This window comes from Leptolyngbya sp. NK1-12, assembly GCF_032598965.1.
Taxonomy (GTDB): Bacteria; Cyanobacteriota; Cyanobacteriia; order Elainellales; family Elainellaceae; genus Elainella.
This window is the reverse complement of sequence record NZ_CP053586.1, coordinates 5,471,411-5,489,710: the sequence shown is the minus strand read 5'-3', so window position 1 is coordinate 5,489,710 and position 18,300 is coordinate 5,471,411. Positions and strand designations below refer to the sequence as shown.

The 18,300-nt window shown below is 53.4% G+C and carries 11 protein-coding genes; 6 read left to right on the top strand and 5 right to left on the bottom strand.

Going from position 1 to position 18,300, the window contains the following annotated elements:
* Positions 1-154 precede the first annotated feature (154 nt).
* Entirely contained in the window at positions 155-2,497 is a 2,343-nt protein-coding gene (gene pcrA, locus HJG54_RS23285) for a DNA helicase PcrA (protein WP_316431637.1), read from the top strand.
* 7 nt (positions 2,498-2,504) lie between these two features.
* Here pcrA and HJG54_RS23280 read toward each other — a convergent pair whose 3' ends face one another.
* Positions 2,505-2,978: a carboxymuconolactone decarboxylase family protein gene (locus HJG54_RS23280; protein WP_316431636.1), complete on the bottom strand. Its 474-nt coding sequence runs from the start codon at positions 2,976-2,978 to the stop codon at positions 2,505-2,507.
* Between the two features lie 140 nt (positions 2,979-3,118).
* Between HJG54_RS23280 and HJG54_RS23275 the strand changes: the two genes are divergently transcribed.
* Positions 3,119-6,430, top strand: a complete 3,312-nt coding sequence (locus HJG54_RS23275; RefSeq protein WP_316431635.1) for an efflux RND transporter permease subunit — start codon at positions 3,119-3,121, stop codon at positions 6,428-6,430.
* A gap of 95 nt (positions 6,431-6,525) precedes the next feature.
* Positions 6,526-6,813: a transposase gene (locus HJG54_RS35530; protein WP_420717281.1), complete on the top strand. Its 288-nt coding sequence runs from the start codon at positions 6,526-6,528 to the stop codon at positions 6,811-6,813.
* 110 nt (positions 6,814-6,923) lie between these two features.
* Here HJG54_RS35530 and HJG54_RS23270 read toward each other — a convergent pair whose 3' ends face one another.
* Both HJG54_RS23270 and HJG54_RS23265 read right to left on the bottom strand, forming a co-directional pair.
* Positions 6,924-8,519, bottom strand: a complete 1,596-nt coding sequence (locus HJG54_RS23270; RefSeq protein ID WP_316431634.1) for a protein adenylyltransferase SelO family protein — start codon at positions 8,517-8,519, stop codon at positions 6,924-6,926.
* Positions 8,520-8,657: 138 nt separating this feature from the next.
* On the bottom strand, positions 8,658-9,980 hold the full coding sequence (locus HJG54_RS23265; protein WP_316431633.1) for a glutamine synthetase family protein: 1,323 nt from the start codon (positions 9,978-9,980) through the stop codon (positions 8,658-8,660).
* Between the two features lie 291 nt (positions 9,981-10,271).
* Between HJG54_RS23265 and HJG54_RS23260 the strand changes: the two genes are divergently transcribed.
* Positions 10,272-11,066 carry an MBL fold metallo-hydrolase gene (locus tag HJG54_RS23260; protein ID WP_316431632.1) on the top strand — a complete coding sequence of 265 codons (795 nt, stop codon included), beginning with the start codon at positions 10,272-10,274 and terminating at the stop codon, positions 11,064-11,066.
* Between the two features lie 428 nt (positions 11,067-11,494).
* Positions 11,495-13,447 carry a GAF domain-containing sensor histidine kinase gene (locus HJG54_RS23255; protein WP_316431631.1) on the top strand — a complete coding sequence of 651 codons (1,953 nt, stop codon included), beginning with the start codon at positions 11,495-11,497 and terminating at the stop codon, positions 13,445-13,447.
* Here the strand turns inward: HJG54_RS23255 and HJG54_RS23250 are convergent.
* Together HJG54_RS23250 and HJG54_RS23245 are read right to left on the bottom strand one after the other, a co-directional pair.
* Positions 13,406-14,260, bottom strand: coding sequence for a 1-acyl-sn-glycerol-3-phosphate acyltransferase (locus HJG54_RS23250; RefSeq protein WP_316431630.1), 855 nt, complete (start codon positions 14,258-14,260; stop codon positions 13,406-13,408). The genes HJG54_RS23255 and HJG54_RS23250 overlap by 42 nt on opposite strands.
* 85 nt (positions 14,261-14,345) lie before the next feature.
* The gene (locus HJG54_RS23245) at positions 14,346-14,777 is read right to left on the bottom strand and encodes a hypothetical protein (RefSeq protein WP_035998125.1); all 432 of its coding nucleotides are present in this window, start codon (positions 14,775-14,777) and stop codon (positions 14,346-14,348) included.
* Between the two features lie 957 nt (positions 14,778-15,734).
* Between HJG54_RS23245 and ppsA the strand changes: the two genes are divergently transcribed.
* A complete protein-coding gene (gene ppsA, locus HJG54_RS23240; RefSeq protein WP_316431629.1) occupies positions 15,735-18,254 on the top strand; it encodes a phosphoenolpyruvate synthase in 2,520 nt (839 codons plus the stop codon).
* Positions 18,255-18,300: the final 46 nt, after the last annotated feature.

The following is an 18,300-nucleotide window of genomic DNA, read 5'->3' as shown; positions in this document are numbered from 1 at the left end:
AAATGCACTAAAATGCATTGAGATTTTGAACTCAACTTGATGTGCAGGCTTGACCCACCCACCAGCAATTTAAACAGAAAATCCTACCCAAAACACCCCCCTTCACCCCCTACCCCCCACCCCCTACCCCCAACTCCCCACCCCCCACTCCCCTATGCCTCAAACAATCGACTTCCTCAGTCACCTCAATCCCTCCCAACGCCGTGCGGTTGAGCATTATTGTGGACCGCTGCTGGTTGTGGCGGGGGCCGGATCGGGGAAGACACGCGCCCTTACCTATCGGATTGCTAATCTGGTGCTGACCCATCGCGTCGATCCGGAAAATATCTTGGCGGTGACATTTACCAACAAGGCAGCGCGGGAAATGAAGGAGCGGATTGAGCGGTTGTTTGCCGAGCAGGAGGCGGTGGCGCAGTATGGTAAACCGTTGGAAGCGCTGTATCCGGCGGAGCAGACGCGCCTGAAGTCGCAGGTGTATAAGCAGATTACCAAAAACCTTTGGATCGGCACGTTTCATGCCCTCTGTTCGCGGATTTTGCGGTTTGATATCGAGAAGTATCAGGGCATCAACGGGCGACGCTGGAATCGCAACTTTTCGATTTTGGATGAGTCAGATGCCCAGAGTTTGATCAAGGAGTTGGTGATCAGCGCTAACCTGGACGACAAAAAATTTGAGCCGCGCTCGGTGCGCTATGCGATCAGCAATGCCAAAAATCAGGGCCTGTCGCCGCAAGCCTTTGAGCAAGAACAGCCCAACTATCGCGGACGGGTGATTGGCGATATCTATGCCCGTTATCAAGAGGCATTGGCGAATAATAACGCGCTGGATTTTGATGATCTGATTCTGGTGCCGGTGCAACTGTTTCGGCAAAATCAACAGGTGTTAGATTATTGGCATCGACGCTTTCGTCATATTCTGGTAGATGAATACCAGGACACAAATCGAACGCAATATGATTTAATTCGGCTATTGGTAACGAACGGTGTGGATACGCACCAGTTCAATGATTGGAATTACCGCTCGATTTTTGTAGTAGGCGATGCGGATCAGTCAATTTACTCGTTCCGAGCAGCAGATTTCACCATCCTCATGAACTTTCAGCAGGACTTTGGCGACGGTCTGCCGGATGACGATACCCGCACAATGGTGAAGCTAGAAGAGAACTACCGCTCCACTGAAAACATTCTGCAGGCCGCCAACGAACTGATCGAAAACAACACGGAACGGATTGATAAGATCTTGCGTCCAACCCGCGGATCGGGAGAATCGATCTACTGCTATCGGGCCGAAGACGAAACCGCAGAAGCGAATTTCGTGGTGAATCAACTGCGGCAAATGGAGCTGACCAACCCCGATTTGAACTGGGGCAATTTTGCGATTCTCTACCGCACCAATGCCCAATCCCGCGCCTTTGAAGAAGTGCTGGTGCAGTATGGCATCCCCTACACAGTAGTGGGCGGCCTCCGCTTCTATGACCGCAAAGAAGTGAAGGATGTGCTGGCCTACCTGCGGGTACTGGCGAATCCAGATGACACAATCAGCCTGAAGCGGATTATCAATACACCCCGACGCGGTATCGGTAAAGCCACCGTAGATCGGCTAGAAGCCGCGGCCTCGCAGTTGGGTACCTCGCTCTGGCAGGCCCTCAGCGATGAAACGCTAGTCCAAACTGTGGCCGGACGCTCAGCCAAACCGGTGATTGCCTTTACTCAAACGCTGCAACACTGGCAGGAAAAGGTAAGTGAATATTCAGCCTCACGCATCGTGCAGGGAATTTTGGAAGATTCGGGATATGTGAAAGATCTGAAGCAACAGGGCACTGACGAAGCCCTGGATCGGTTGCAGAACGTGCAGGAACTCTACAACGCAGTTCTCCAGTTTGAGGAAGACAACGAAGAGGCGAATTTACCACTATTTTTAGCCAATGCTTCTTTGGCCTCTGATTTGGACAACCTGCAAGAAGCACAGCAGGCTAAGGTCTCGCTGATGACGCTGCACTCCTCGAAGGGACTGGAGTTTCCGGTGGTGTTTTTGGTGGGGCTAGAGCAGGGCTTGTTCCCCAACTACCGCTCGCTGGAAGACCCTAAATCGCTCGAAGAAGAACGCCGCCTTTGCTATGTGGGTATTACTCGCGCTAAAGAGCGGCTGTTTATCAGCTATGCCCGTGAGCGGCGGCTGTACGGCAATCGGGAACCGGCTAGCCCGTCGTTGTTCCTATCTGAGTTGCCCGCCGATCTGCTGTTGAGCAACACGGCATCAGCCATTCCCAAACGTATGACTCAATCGATCCGCGAAGCTAAACAAACCTCTAGCCTGCCCAATACCCATGCCGATGACTGGAGTGTGGGCGACCGGGTGATTCACCGAGCCTTTGGAACCGGCGAAGTGACACATATTTTTGGTGCTGGCAACAAGATCTGTCTGGCGATTAAGTTTCCCAGCTTGGGACGGAAAATTATTGACCCTAAAATTACTCCCTTGCAACGAGTCGAGTAATTTTTGATTAACTCAATCCTTCTTCATCACGTTCTGCAAACACTTGCTTTGCTATCAGCATTGCATTCAAAGCCGCTGGAAACCCTGCATACACCACTAGTTGCAGAATCACTTCCACCACCTCGGTCCGCGTACAGCCCAGGTTCAGCGCCCCGTGGATATGGGCTTTGAGCTGCGGTTGGGCATTGCCCAGCGTGGTCAGAGCCGTGATCGTGACGAGCTGTCGCGTTTTTGCATCTAAACCAGGTCGCGAATAGATTTCGCCAAACGCAAATTCTAGAATATAGCGGCCCAGATCGGGAGCGATTGCCTGCATCTGTTCCAACACCTCAGCTCCCGCCTCTGCATTGATCTGCGCCAACCTCTGCCAGCCCCGTTGCGCCAACTCCGATAGCTCTGCATCAGGCTCTAAACTAGCCCCCAATTCAGTTTCTCCCGGCTTTACCGACCCAAAATCCGATTCTGACCCATTCACAGTCATTCTCCACTCCTCTATCCGTTTTATCCCATCTCCCCTCGTTCGGCGAGGCTCACGAGTCGCATCTCCCCTCGTTCGGCGAGGCTCACGAGCCGCGTCACTCCCATCACTCCCACCAATCACCTACCATACCAAAGGATAGAATGCAGAAGTGGTTAATCCAATCAGGTTCAGGAACCGGCATGACCAACGGACGAGCACCAGCGCCAACCAATCTGCCAACCCAACTACCCACTAAACTGAGTCTCAGTACGATTGCCATCCGCCAGCATATTGCCACCCTGATGCTAACCTTGGCTGTGATTGTCTTGGGCTGCTTCTTTCTGGTCAGACTGCCGGTAGATTTACTGCCGTCGATTACCTATCCTCGGATTGGAGTGCGGCTCGAAGCTCCAGGGATCTCGCCAGAGGTGGCTGTGGATGAGATTACCCGTCCGCTAGAGCAAGCCTTGGCTGCGACCGATGGGGTCGAGCAGGTGTACTCCCAAACTCGCGAAGGACAGGTCAGCCTCGATCTCTACTTTCGGCCCGGAGGCAATCTAGACCGCGCTTTAAATGACGCCACTGCTTCGGTGAATCGGGTGCGCAACCAGTTGCCCGACGGCCTAGAGCAGCCCCGCTTGTTTCGGTTCGACCCATCGCAGCAGCCCGTCTATGAATTTGCCCTCACCTCGGCCAACCGCCAGCCTGTCGATTTGCGCGTGTTTGCCGATGAGGAACTCGCTCGCGAGCTAACCACCATTCCTGGTGTGGCCAGCATTGATGTATCGGGAGGCGTGCAGGAAGAGATTCAGGTCAACCTCGACCTCAACCGCTTACAGGCATTAGGCGTGGGTCTAAACGATGTCCTAGACACGCTGAATAACCGCAACCAAGATATCTCTGGCGGCCGTTTAGACGGTACTCCTGACGAACCCCTAACCCGCACTGTAGGCCGGTTTCGCTCTGCTGCGGAACTGAGCAATCTGTCCTTTGCGGTCCGCTCGCCTCAAGCCGAGGCAACTACCAATCCGAATCCGATCATCCGCCGCGTCTATTTGCGAGATTTCGCCACGGTCGTTGACGGCACGGAAGAACAGCGAATTTTTGTCAACCTCAACGGTCAGCCTGCCGTAAAGGTCAGTATTCAGAAGCAGCCGGATGCCAACACGATTACCGTTGTCGATGGCGTCAAGCAAAAGCTGCAATCCCTACAAGCCAGCGGCAGCCTTCCCAGCGATTTATCCCTGACTACCACCCTGGACGAGTCCCGCTTTATTCGCAACTCCATCGCCAATGTTGCATCAGCCGGATTAGTCGGAGCCTTACTAGCTGCGATTTCAGTTCTGTTCTTTCTCGGTTCTTTACGGCAAACCCTGATTATTGTTCTGGCGATTCCCCTAGCCAGCCTAGTCGCGATTTTACTGATGGGTCTATTCGGCCTCTCGCTGAACGTGTTTAGCTTAGGCGGCCTCTCTCTCGGCGTTGGCATTGTGGTAGATAACTCGATTGTCATGCTAGAAAGCATCGTCAACCGCGTCACTCCTGTCTCCCCTACCTCCTCCATCTCCCCTACCCCCGACACCATCATCGAGCAATCTACCCAAGCCAGCCAACAGCTCGAATCTGCTCTGCTCGCTTCTACTGTTACCAATATCGCCGCTGTCGTTCCCTTTCTGCTGGTAGGTGGCTTCTTTGCGCTGCTGTTTAATCAGTTGATTCTAACAATTAGCTTTGCGGTAGCGGCGTCGCTGCTAGTGGCCCTGACGGTGGTGCCCATGCTGACTTCACGCCTGCTGACAATTCCTCGCTCGAGCCGAATTGGTGAATGGTGGCCACTGCGACAATTTCGGCAACGGATGCAGGCTGCTACTCTCAGCTATGGCCGCTGTCTCGGTTGGGTGTTGCAGCATCGCCTCTGGGTAATTGGACTGACGGTGCTGGTGCTGGTTGGCAGCAGTTGGTGGATGGGCGGACAGTTAGCCCAGGAGATCTTGCCTCGCATCAATACGGGGCAGGCGCGTTTGTTTGCCCAATTTCCTCCCGGCACTGCATTGGTTGATAATCGCCAGGTCATTCAGGCAGTAGATGAACTGATGCAGCAACAGCCCGAAACCGATTATGTTTTCTCCTCGGCGGGCGGATTTCTGTTTGGGACCACGACCATTGCCAACCCGCTGCGGGGTTCCAGTACAATCAGCCTCAAACCAGGCAGCGATGTGGCTGCCTTTACCGAACGCATGAACCGGATGCTGAACCAGCTCAATCTAGTGGACACGCGCCTGCGGCTAGTGCCTGAGTCGGTACGGGGATTGATCCTCACTAATTCTCCGGTGCGCGGCGGTGAAATTGATCTAGTGTTTCAGGGGCAAAATGCCGCTGCCCTCCGACAGGCCAGCGCTCAAGTATTGGCAGCGCTAGATGAACAAGCCACTCTGGCCCGTTACCGCCCCGATGGCGATCCGCTACAGCCAGAAGTGCAAATCCGCCCCGACTGGGAACGTTTGGCCGCACTCGGCTTAACCGCTCGTGACGTGGGTGAAACGATTCAAACAGCGATTGAAGGCTCGGTTCCCACCCAACTCCAGCGCGATCAGCGGCTGGTAGATATTCGCGTCCAGCTTCGCAACACCGCAATTCAAACCCCAGACCAGCTTCGCCAAATTCCGCTGTTTACCGCCAATGCCCAACTGATCCGCTTAGGCGATGTGGCTCGCATTGAACTCGATCAGGCTCCCGGCCAAATTCAGCGTATTAACCAACGGCCCGTGGCTCTGATTGCCGGCAGCCTCAATGAAGGAGCCAGTTTGGGTGCGGCGCTAGCGGAAATGCGGGCTATTGTTAGCCAACTCCGTTTGCCAGAGGGCATATCGCTGCTGCCGAGTGCCAGTGCCGAGACCAATCGCCAGATTCAAGCCTCGCTGGTGACGCTGGGTGGGTTGGCGGCCTTTCTGGTGTTTGTGGTAATGGCTGTGCAGTACAACTCGCTAATCGACCCGCTGGTGATTATGCTAACCGTGCCGTTGGCCTTGGCTGGAGGTATCTTTGGGTTGTTTGTCACCCAAACGGCGGTGGGAGCCACGGTGCTGGTGGGAGCAGTGCTGTTAGTAGGAATTGTGGTAAATAACGCCATCATTATGGTGGAGCTAGCGAATCAGATTCATCAGCAGGAACAGGTGGATCGCCACACTGCCATTCGTCGGGCTGCCCCAGAACGCCTCCAGCCGATTTTGATGACGACGATTACGACGGTTTTGGGGATGTTTCCTCTAGCGCTGGGAATTGGTGAAGGCTCCGAGTTTTTGCAGCCGTTGGGTGTGGTTGTATTCTCCGGACTGGCTTTTGCCACGCTCCTAACATTGCTAATCATCCCTTGCTTCTACACGCTGGCCCACGATTGGCTAGAGTATCAGCGCAAACGCCGTTTGGATACCGCGAAGCGCTCCTACCCAATAGAGCCAGGTCGCAAGTTGTAGCAGTCAAAGCGTTATGGGGGGATAGCAATTTGAATAGCAGTTGAATAGCAGGAGGCAGAATTTTTCTTGGTTCCTTTTCAGTTCATGTTCGTCTATTGATAGGATTTCCACCAACACTAATGATTTCTAACTTGATGAAGCAGGTTAAAGGTAGTTCTTCTCACCTCATGGCACACAAACTCAAACCGAGCCAATTTTTCAAATGGCAAGCAGCCGATGGAGCCTTTACCGTCAGTCATCGCAATTTAGATTCAGTTGCCAACCATATTCGCAATCACCCTATCCATCATTCACAGAAAACATTAATTCCTACATTTGAACTACCTTCCACAAAGAATATCTGGCGATTGAATAAACCCTATAGACAGACTTTGCTAAGGTAGCTACACAAGTAATGTGTGCAGTCACGGATACCTTCATGATCAAGTGGCTGTTTGGTGTACGAAGGCATACATTGCTCGTGTAGCTGCGGTTTTAACTGCCTATCTCCAACTCAATCACTCTTCTCATCCTCCACCGCATCCCAAATTCGCTTCAGCAAATCGTAAAAAGGCGTCCAATTATCATCCTGAGCAATCGGTTCCCAAATCGCTTCAATTTCGGGTCGAATGATCACCGTCAGCGGATTATGTTGCCGCAGGCGTCGCGCGATTGTATCCAGTTCCGATTCCGGTAAGCTGTTGAGCACCTGATAATAAAACTGCCGCCACGATTCAAACTGAGGCATCACGGCGTCCGCTTTAAGGGTAGGAAAATCGGCTTGGGCCAAAATCTGAGTGGCATCCTCGCGCCATGAGCGGTCAAACTGTTGCCGCAGGGTGGCAAAAAACTCGTGATAGCCAATTTTGCTTTGCCAGAGAAGCTGGAGAGTCCGTTTCAGCAACTCATCGCCTACCTCTTCTGAAACTTGATCGATTCCTAGCTCAAAGCCCAACTTGCGCAGCATCCACTGGCGGTAGATCGTGTGATAGTGGGCGTCAAACTGGGTCAGGGACTGCTCCATCGCGAACGGATCGATTACGGTCTTTAGGGGCACTTGCAGCATTTGCAGATTCCAGAGGCAGGCGGCGGGTTGGTTGGCGTAGCAGTAGCGGCCAGAGTAGTCGAAGTAGGCAGCCGTGAACTGGGGGTCGAATTCATTCATAAAGGCATAGGGGCCATAGTCAAAGCTTTCGCCGGTAATCGACATATTGTCGGTATTTAGGACGGCGTGACAAAAGCCCACCGCCATCCATTGCGCCGTCAGGTCGGCCACTCGCTGCACCAGTTCGGTATAGAAGCGCAGATAGGCATCCTCCTGCTGCCAGAGATAGGGATAGTAGATCTGAATCACGTGATCCAGCAGTTTCTGGATCAAATCCTGGCGGCCCAAATAATGCAGCCGCTCAAAGGTGCCAAAGCGAATGTGGGAACGGGAAAAGCGCACCATCACAGACGAACGAGTTGGAGACGGTTCATCGCCCCGCCAGAGCTGTTCGCCGGTTTCGATTAAGCTAAAGCAGCGCGATGTCCGCACGCCCAACCGATGCAGCATTTCTGCCGCCAGCACCTCCCGCACGCCGCCTTTGAGGGTGAGTCGCCCGTCCGCGTTTCGCGAGTAGGGAGTCCGGCCCGATCCTTTGGTGCCAAAGTCATAGAGTTCGCCATCGCTGCCGCGCACCTGCCCGTAAAGGAAGCCACGCCCGTCGCCCAAGTAGGGGTTATATTCGCCAAACTGATAGCCGTGATAGCGGATGGCAAGCAGGGGCTGCCGGTCGCGAAACAGGCCAAACGCTTCAATAAAGTCGGCATCGCTCACAGACTGAGGGTCGAGTCCCAGCAGCGGCAAGATCTGGTCATTGCGAAACCGCAAAATTTGGCGCGGAAATTCAGCCGCCGTGACGATATCGTAATAGTCTTCGCCCAGATTCTGGAAAGCCGGTTCGTAAGTAAGCGACAGCAGCGGATTGGCAGCGGAACGGTCAGAAACTTCGGGAAACATTGGGGTGGCTAGGCAGATTGCTGTAAAACAGGTGAATCCGATGGGGGCGGATTGCCTTTTTAAGTCTAGCGTTTCAGTCCAATCTCCCATGAAAAAAGGGAGAGCCATTTGCAAACTCTCCCAACCATCAGGGTGCATCTACATAACACATTATGACATTACAGTATTGGGGGGCGTCACCCCCTCTTCAAGCTTCTATAAGAAAGTTTTTTATAAGAGTGAAGAAATGGTGGTTTTGATTATGGTTCAGTAGCGTTCTAGCAGCAATTGCACTTCTGCGTCTAGCGTCATCCCTTGCATCGCGGTCCACTCGGCTTGACGAACAGCGAGGAAAGCTTGAGCTAGCTCAGGTTGGAACGCGGTGAGTAGAACCGCATCCTGCTTCAGGTGTTCGATCGCTTCTCCGAGATTGACCGGCAACCGATCGATACGCCGCTGCTGTCGTTCTGAGTCTGGCAGATTTCCCGGATCGATGGCAACCGGATCGCCGGGATCGAGTTGGTGGCGAATTCCATCTAATCCAGCTGCAATTACGGCACTCAGCGCCAGGTAGGGGTTGGCAGAGGCATCGATGGTTTTTAGCTCGATGTGGGTGGGGCTGGGCGGCTGGGGATTGGTGGGCACCCGCAGGGCTGCTTCTCGGTTGTCGATGCCCCAACAGCGAAAGGCTCCGCTCCAAAAGTGCGGCTGCAAGCGACGGTAGGAATTGGGACTCGGCGTCGTGACCGCCATGAGCGCCGGTAAGTGGTGCAAAATGCCGGCCACAAACGAACGAGCCAGCGGCGATAGGTCTCCGGCAGCCGTGGGCAAAAGGTTCTCGCCATTGCGCCAGAGGCTGAGGTGCAAATGACAGCCATTGCCAGCCTTGTCGGCAAACAGTTTGGGCAGAAACGAAGCCCGCAGCTGATGCCGCAGCGCCACACCCCGCACCGTTTCGCGGAACGCAATCTGACGGTCGGCAGCTTGCAGCGCCTCACTGTAGCGAATCGCAATCTCGTGCTGTCCGGGGCCAGATTCGGGATAGTAGCGCTCCACCGGAATCCCTTGTTGCAGCAGCGCGTCGGTAATGTCGTTGATCACAGCCCAGTTCAGGTCCATGCCGAGGGTGGAAGCAAACACCGTCTCATCGGCGGGCTGGAGGCCGGTTTCGGTTAATCGCAGTAGGTAAAACTCGTTCTCAAAGGCAGCTTTGATTTGCAGATTCTCGGCTGCGGCTTGGGCCAACATTCGCTTCAAGCAACTCCGGGGACAGAGCGACCAAGGTTGACCATCTTTGACCATATCCCCCAGCACTCGCGCATGACCGGGGGCATAGGGCAGCGGATTCAGCGTCGCCCAATCGGGCACCAGCCACGCCTCTCCCACCGGGCCGAGACCGCTTCCAGCAGCGACAGCATCGTACATCACCGGAATCGCCTGCTGCGCGACCGAAATACCGATGCCCTGGGTTTGATGCTCGACTAAAAAATCCAAATGGAAGGCTTTCGCCCGAATCACATTGGCATTATCGCACCAGAGCACCCGCACAAAGCGAATATTTTCTGCCTCTAGTGCCGAACGAACGTCCATAGATGCCTAAATGCCAATTGATGTTCTATTAATGTTAGGACTTACGCAAAAGAGATTCCCCAGCCCCCTTAAAAAGGGGGCTTCTGAGGTTCCCCCCTTTTTAAGGGGGGATAGGGGGGATCGAGTTTCCGCTTTCAAGCGCGTAAGTCCTAAATGTTTTATTACAGTACCTCAAGTTCTGGCAATTGCTGCATCCCACCGGAACCGAAGCTAGGCGCGTTCAATCGTTTTAATCTTTTAGTAACATTCCGTTACAATAATCTCATCCTTCATTATAAGTTCCCGACAGCCATGCACCTGACCTGGTTAAACAGCAATTCCTGGTTGATTGAAATGGGCGGACTGCGGATTCTGCTCGATCCGTGGCTAGTTGGCCCGCTGGAGTTTGGCAATCTGTCCTGGTTGTTTCGGGGAGAGCACACCCGGTCCGTAGCAATTCCAGAGCCGGTCGATCTGATTTTGCTGTCGCAGGGGTTGGAAGACCACGCCCATCCAGCAACGCTGAGGCAGTTGGACCGAACCATTCCGGTGGTGGCCTCTCCTAACGCTGCAAAGGTCGTACAGGGATTGGGCTACCAGCAGGTGACGGCGCTAGCGCATGGAGAAACCTATCAGATAGGCCAGCAGATGGGCCAGCTCACGATTCGAGCAGTGCCCGGTTCCCCGATTGGACCAATGCTGACAGAAAATGGCTATCTGCTGAAGGATGCGGCTGGAACGCAGCTCTATTACGAACCACACGGCCATCATTCGCCCAGCTTAAAAGCCTTTGCGCCGGTGGATGTGGTGATTGCGCCGGTGGTGGATCTGGAGATTCCTTTGCTGGGGGCAATTATCAAAGGCTGTCGCAGTGCCCTAGAGGTGGCCCAATGGCTGCAACCGCAGGTGCTTTTACCTACCGCTGCTGGAGGGGATATCACCTTTTCTGGCTTACTGACAAAGGTGTTACGCGCCCAAGGCAGCCCGACCGAACTGCAACAGCAGTTGACTCAGCATCAGCTTCCGACTAAACTAATTGCTCCCACTCCAGGAGAACGGGTGAATTTACCGCTGGCAGTTACCTCTGCTGGTTCAGAGCATCTGTGACGAGCCGCACTGACAAAACCAGTCTGAGCCGCTAGATTGCTCAGTATGTTTCCCTAAAGGCGACGCATCCAAGTCACCAAGTCTGTAATTGTGCGGAGTTTTGCTTCCGCTTTACCTGAACTCTATTTGGATGCCCGTATTTCTCAGGTTGTTGACGTTGTCAAGAGTTCGGTAGTCTAACGGAAGCTTGGTCTCTAGACCGCTCTGGTTAGCAAGATCCTGTGATTCGTACAGGTCGCTTTCAGATTGGTACTGCTGACCGATTTTGGCGGCTCAAGATACCGAACCCCTGTTGCGATTTGTGCAGCAAGCGGATGTCTCCCAATTCAGCCCCTGCATCCCAGCATCGTTTGTGTGGTAAAGGTCACTTCTTTCTGCTTTTGCTGCCATCAGTTGTTGACCCCATCCCTTCACATCAGACCTAAACAATGAATTCCCCCGATCAGGAAAAGGTTCTCGGCTTTAAACGACGTGAAATTGCCCCTTCACGCTGCCAACCTCAGACGCCGGACAATACATACGCAGCTGGATTTGCGCCAAGCTTCACCGCAGGCCGGGAGCTGACCGAGAAAGGATTACTTCAGCAACTAGAACAAGAGCAGCTAATCAACAAAATTGCGCTACAGATTTTTCAGGCATCCGATCTCTCTTATATTCTGAATCTGGCTGTCACCGAGATTCGCCGGTTTTTGCAGGCCGACCGCGTTTTGATTGAGCGCTATCACAAGGGCGAAAGTTTGGCCGTGGCGGAATCGGTTGAGCCGTCCTACCAGTCCTGTCTGGGAAAAAGCTTATCTAGTCTCTGGAGTGGGTCACGGCTGAAGCTATACCAGCAGGGCTTAAATGAAGTGGTGGCTCAGCTGGAGCCTGTCCACGAATTCTCCTGGCAAGACCTTCTCCAAGCCCAAGCGCGGCTAGCCATTCCCATCCTGCGCAATCAGGAACTGTGGGGTGTGCTGGCCGTGCATCAGTGTAGCCATCCCCGCAACTGGCAGCCCGATGAAATTGATCTGCTGGAGCAATTGACGACTCGGCTGGCCATTGCGATTCACCATTCGGAGCTGCATCACGAAATTCAGCGCCTGAACGACCATTTGGAAAGCGAAGTTCAGGCTCGAACCGCCCAGCTCCAGCAAGCCTACGAGTTTGAAGCGACCCTAAAGCGCATCACCGACCGGGTGCGCGACAGTTTGGACGTGGATTTGATTCTGCAAGCTGCGATTCGAGAACTGGCAATTGTGATGGGGGTACGGGCCTGTAATGCGTCGCTTTATGACTTGGAGCAGGGCACTTCTACCACTTGCTACGAATACACCAGCTTTTTGTCACCTTATCAGGGCCGGGTTGCCAAGTTCTCGACCACGCAGGAACTCTATAGCCAGCTTCTGCGCGGTGAATGCTTTCAGTTTTGCTCGTTGATTCCTAATCCAGAACGAGGCATGGTGGCCGCTCTAGCCTGTCCGATTCTAGACGACCAAGGAGTGATTGGCGATCTGTGGGTACTGCACCACAAGGATCATGCCTTCAGCGAACAGGACATTCGTTTGGTCAAACAGGTAGCCAACCAGTGCTCAATTGCGATTCGTCAAGCCAACCTCTATGCCAAAGTGCAGGAAGAAGTAAAAACCCTGGAGCGGCTGAATCAGCTCAAGGACGACTTTTTGAGTACGGTCTCCCACGAACTGCGGACGCCGTTATCGAACATCAAAATGGCGATCCACATGCTGCGAACTGCGCCTAACCCGGAACGGCAGCAGCGCTATCTGCAAATCCTCGAAGCCGAGTGTAGCCGCGAAACCGAGCTAATCAACGACCTGCTCGATTTGCAGCGCCTGGAAAACGATTCCTACCGCGTCTCGCCGGAACCAATTCTGCTGCAAGAGTGGCTGCCCAGCATCATGGCTCCCTTTCTATCCCGTGCCCAAAGCCGTCAGCAGCATCTCCAGATAGATCTGCCATCCGACACACCTGAAATCATCACCGACCGCAAGAGCCTAGAGCGCATTCTGGCCGAACTGCTCAACAACGCCTGTAAGTACACCTCCCCGGATGGCTCGATTGCCCTCACAGTTCAGCATACCGCCGCTGCCAACCCCAACCAATTGAAATTGCATTTAACAAACATGACTCAGCCGGTCGCAGTCACCACCTTTGTGATTCGCAACGAGGCCGATATCCCAGCTACGGAAATTCCCCGTATGTTCGAGAAGTTTTACCGGATTCCCAAGAGCGATCCGTGGCAGCAGGGCGGCACCGGGTTGGGTCTCGCCTTGATCAAAAAACTCGTAGAAACGCTACATGGCTCGATTGAAGCCGAGAGCCGTGATGGCTGGACAATCTTAACCGTGCATTTGCCCATGCTGGAGGCAGACGGGCATTGATTCGCCCGCACCATTGACCGTCTCCATCACCTCAGTTTCAGTTCCAGCTAAACGCTTCAGGGCCGTGGTTAGGTCCGCCGTCAACCGCTGGGCTTCTGACTTGGGCTTGCCTTGGGTATAGTCAGCCACCTGCAACGGTTTGCCGATCCGCACGTTTACCTTGCACCCCCAAGTCGGAAACGCTTGGCTGTAATCGAGATAAACCGGGACAACCTGTACCGTCAGGTCGGGCTGGCTGGCCTCGGCTTGCAGAGCTAGGCGGGCTAAACCGGGCTTGAGCGGATGGACCTGTTTGTCGCGGAAGATGCCCCCCTCCGGAAAAATCACCAGCATCTCCCGATTTTGCAAAATTTCTAAGCCATGGCGCAGACTAGCAATGGCCGGTTGGCGGGGATTGACTGGAAACCCACCCAAGTGCCGAATCAGCCATCCTTGCAGCCCCTTTACCTCATCAGCCGTCACCATAAAGCGAATATCGCGGCCTGTGGCAAACCGACCGGCTGCATAGGGCACCACCAGCGCATCCCAGCGAGACCGATGGGTGGGAGCCAAAATCACCGCGCCATCGCGGGGTACATTCTCCTGCCCGGTAACATGAATGCGAAAGTAGGACGGAAGCACAACCCAGGAGCCTAAAGCATAAGCCAGCGGCGTCATCCAGGGCGAAGGGCGGGAATCAATTGAGGAGGACTGATTGTGTGTGAGCAAAGCAGAAGTCAAGGAACGAATCACAAGCATAGCAACGACTAAAGCAGCGATCTCAGCTACAAACTGAGCATCTTTAAAGTACTTTAAAGTAAAGATAAGCGGCATCTTTACCAATCTCACCCCTCTGGGGACAGTTCTGCTGCTGTCTATATTGAGCCTGCTACTTGTGCATGGTTGCTATAAATCGGCGCTAGGCTGCTTCGGTTGTATTAAATAGCTCAAACACCTGACGGCAGAACTGTTTCAGCTTTTCTTTGACTTCGCTACTAGGCTCGGTCTTACCGATGAACTGCCAGTCCTCCACAGTGGACAGTCGCCATTGCTCACCCAGGTGGGTAAATCCAGCCGCCTCAATCCCGATCGCCCGCCGCGAACCCAGCAGCGGATCTTGATAAAACCGAATCTGCACCAAAATACTGCGACTTTGGGCCGAACGGCTCCAGCCTGGTAGATGAAAGCCAATGTCGATCGAGTCTGGGTCAATCAGTTGACGAGTATCTGGATCGTTGGCCCAAGGCCGCAAATCAGCTTTTGCATCGGGAAAGTGCGACTTAAACAGGTTGACAACGGCGGCAATTTTGGTAGCCACAGTCACCCCAATCGCCTGTTCTGCTGCATTCACGCCATTCCACTCCTAACGACAATGACTCAATTTACATCTAATCATGAAGTTTAAAGTGAATAGTACAGATTGATACCATTTGCTCTAGCTGCAGCTGGAGGAGCCAGAAGTCAGAAGCCAGGAGTCAGAAGCTGGGGTAAAGCTGGCTGAATCATCATGATGGAACGCTGGATACACAAGGCCCTTCCTAAACGAGTGCAAGCCGAGTCTGTACAGAATTTTGTGTCAATCCAAATCATTTGGCTTCGTCATTTCCCACTCGCAGGTCAACGGCGGGCTAGTCGGGGAAGTCTGCTCTAGGGCTATGCCTTCCCACAGAGTAGCAGACAAGGAATTTAGTCCACGAGCCGGAACGCAAGCATGTGAGTGGACTGGCTGGATTAGCCCGTGCTTCAGCAACGGGTGAGCGATGCTGCAAACAAACACAAACAACCCACAGACCTACCCTGCCAATTAGATCATCCAAGTGGGGGAAGAAAAATCCGCTCAATCAATTTAGCTTAATCAATACAGTTGCATTTCGTACATCTAGCGATAGATTTTCTCTGCTTTTCTCCACGCTTCTTTAATTGCCAGGAGTGAGTTGCACTTGTTAAGCTGACCTTAAATCAGCTGCTAATTTTTACCGCTTCAAATTTCTTCTTACCTCGCCTCGAAGAGATTTAGTTATGCTTAAAGTTCAGTCCTACAAGCATTGCTGTTGGTTTTCTTAACATTCCTGTTGATATTTAATCTAGTTACCTGACTGCAATCGCTGTGGAACGTTATAACCCTATACGGCCATTTCTCTACTGTCGCTTCGACACTAGATCACCACATTTTATTGAAGTTGCGTTGTTGAAAATTGCCTCTACTTTGCTGTAATCGCTTACTCGACAATCTACCAATGTTTGCCGATTTGCACTTCTGATTTTGCCTTAAGCGTCGATTTTTTGATCACAATTTAGGAGTCAATCCATGTTCATAGCTCATCCTTCCCAGTCGTCTTCTCCAGCCACTGCTAAAGATCAGGCATTTATCCTCTGGTTTGATCAGGTCGGTATTGAAGACGTGGGTTTAGTGGGTGGTAAAAATGCTTCGCTAGGAGAAATGATTCAGCAGCTCACGCCCAAGGGAGTGAATGTACCCACTGGCTTTGCCGTTACGGCCTATGGGTTTCGCTATTTCATCCAGCAGTCTGGCTTAGAAAAACGGTTGCGCCAGCTTTTGGCTGACCTGGATGTGGAAAATATCGACAACCTGCGGGAGCGCGGCAGACAGGCCCGCACAATGATTTTGGATACGCCCTTTCCCGCCGAACTCGAAACCGAGATTGTAGAAGCCTATGTGCAGTTGAGCGAGCGCTATGGCGTCAGTTTAGCCCCCTGTGATGATCTGCAAGGCCAAGAGCGGGAAGCCTGCCGTAGCTATCATACCGGCGTGGATGTCGCGGTTCGTTCTAGCGCTACAGCAGAAGATTTGCCCGATGCCAGTTTTGCCGGTCAGCAGGAGAGCTACCTGAACGTACATGGGATTCGCGGCGTGCTAGAAGCCTGCCATATGTGCTTTGCCTCGCTATTCACGGACCGGGCTATTTCCTACCGCACCATCAAGAACTTTGATCATTTCGATGTGGCGCTATCGGTCGCGGTGCAGAAAATGGTGCGCTCGGATTTAGCCACCTCTGGCGTCATGTTCTCTATCGATACCGAAACCGGCTTTCGTAATGCTGCCTTGATTACAGCCGCCTATGGCTTGGGTGAAAACGTGGTGCAGGGTGTGGTGAATCCCGATGAGTATATTGTGTTCAAACCCACGCTGAAGCAAGGATTTCGCCCGATTCTCGACAAGCGACTGGGCAGCAAAGAAATCAAAATGGTCTACAACATTGGCGGCAGCCGACCCACGATCAACGTGCCGGTGCCCAAGTCCGAGCAGGGCCAGTATGCGCTCAACAACGCTGAGATTCTTCAGTTGGCCGAGTGGGTCTGCACGATCGAGGAGCACTATTCGGCAGTGCGGGGTGTCTATACGCCAATGGACATCGAGTGGGCCAAGGATGGTCAAACCGGCGAGCTGTTTGTAGTGCAGGCACGTCCGGAAACGGTCCATTCCCAAAAATCCAGCAATGTGCTCAGAACCTATCAGCTCAGCGCTCCACCTAAAGCAAAACCGATTTTGACGGGGCGGGCTGTTGGCGAGATGATCGGTCAGGGCAAAGTGCGGGTGATTTTAGATGTGCGCAAGCTGGATGAGTTTCGCGAGGGCGAGGTACTGGTGACCGGACGCACCGACCCAGATTGGGAGCCGATCATGAAAAAAGCCAGCGCCGTGATCACCAACCAAGGCGGACGCACCTGCCACGCGGCGATTATTGCCAGAGAGTTGGGGATTCCGGCGATTGTGGGTTGCGATCACGCTACAGAACTGCTCGATGATGAGCAAGAAGTTACCGTCTCCTGTGCAGAAGGCGAAGAAGGTCGCGTCTATCAGGGGCTACTGCCATTTGAAGTCCAGGAAATTCAGCTGAATGAGCTGCCCCAAACCCGCACGAAGGTGATGATGAATGTGGGCAATCCGCAGGAAGCCTTTCGCCTGTCGATGATTCCCAACAGCGGCGTGGGTCTGGCCCGCACCGAGTTTATTATTGCCAACCACATCAAGGTGCATCCGCTGGCCCTGCTTCATTTCGACCAGCTCAAAGACAAGGGAGCCAAATGGGAAATCAGCCAGTTAGCATGGCTCTATTCCAACTACGCCGATTACTTTGTCGATAAGCTGGCATCAGGGATTGGGATGTTGGCCGCTGCGTTCCATCCCAATCCGGTCGTGGTGCGGATGTCGGACCTAAAGAGCAACGAATATGCCAACCTGATCGGCGGACGCGAGTTTGAGCCAGAAGAAGAAAACCCGATGCTGGGCTGGCGGGGCGCCTCGCGCTACTATGACCCCAACTATGCCGACGCCTTTGGCTTGGAGTGCCGTGCTTTTAAGCGAGTCCGGGATGAAATGGGCCTGACCAACGTGATTCCGATGATTCCCTTCTGCCGCACGCCCGAAGAAGGCCGCAAGGTGCAGGCGGAGATGGCTAAGCACGGCTTGGTGCGCGGTGAAAATGGCTTGCAGATTTATGTGATGTGCGAACTGCCGAGCAACGTGATTTTGGCCGACGAATTCAGCGAAGTGTTTGATGGCTTCTCGATTGGCTCCAACGATTTAACCCAGCTCACTCTTGGTTTAGATCGAGATTCGGCCCTGGTATCTCACCTGTTCGATGAACGCAACGAAGCGGTGAAGGTGATGGTGAAGCGGGTGATCGAAAAAGCCAAGGCCAAGGGACGCAAGGTGGGCATCTGCGGACAGGCTCCCAGCGACTATCCGGAGTTTGCCGCCTTTTTGGTGGAACAGGGCATTGATTCGATTAGCCTCAACCCCGACTCGGTGCTGAAAACCCTGCTGACCATCGCTAAAACCGAAGCGGCACATAGTCAGCCGTAATCGCAGTTAGCTTTTTGTGGGGTAGGCAAAATACCTGCCCCTTATT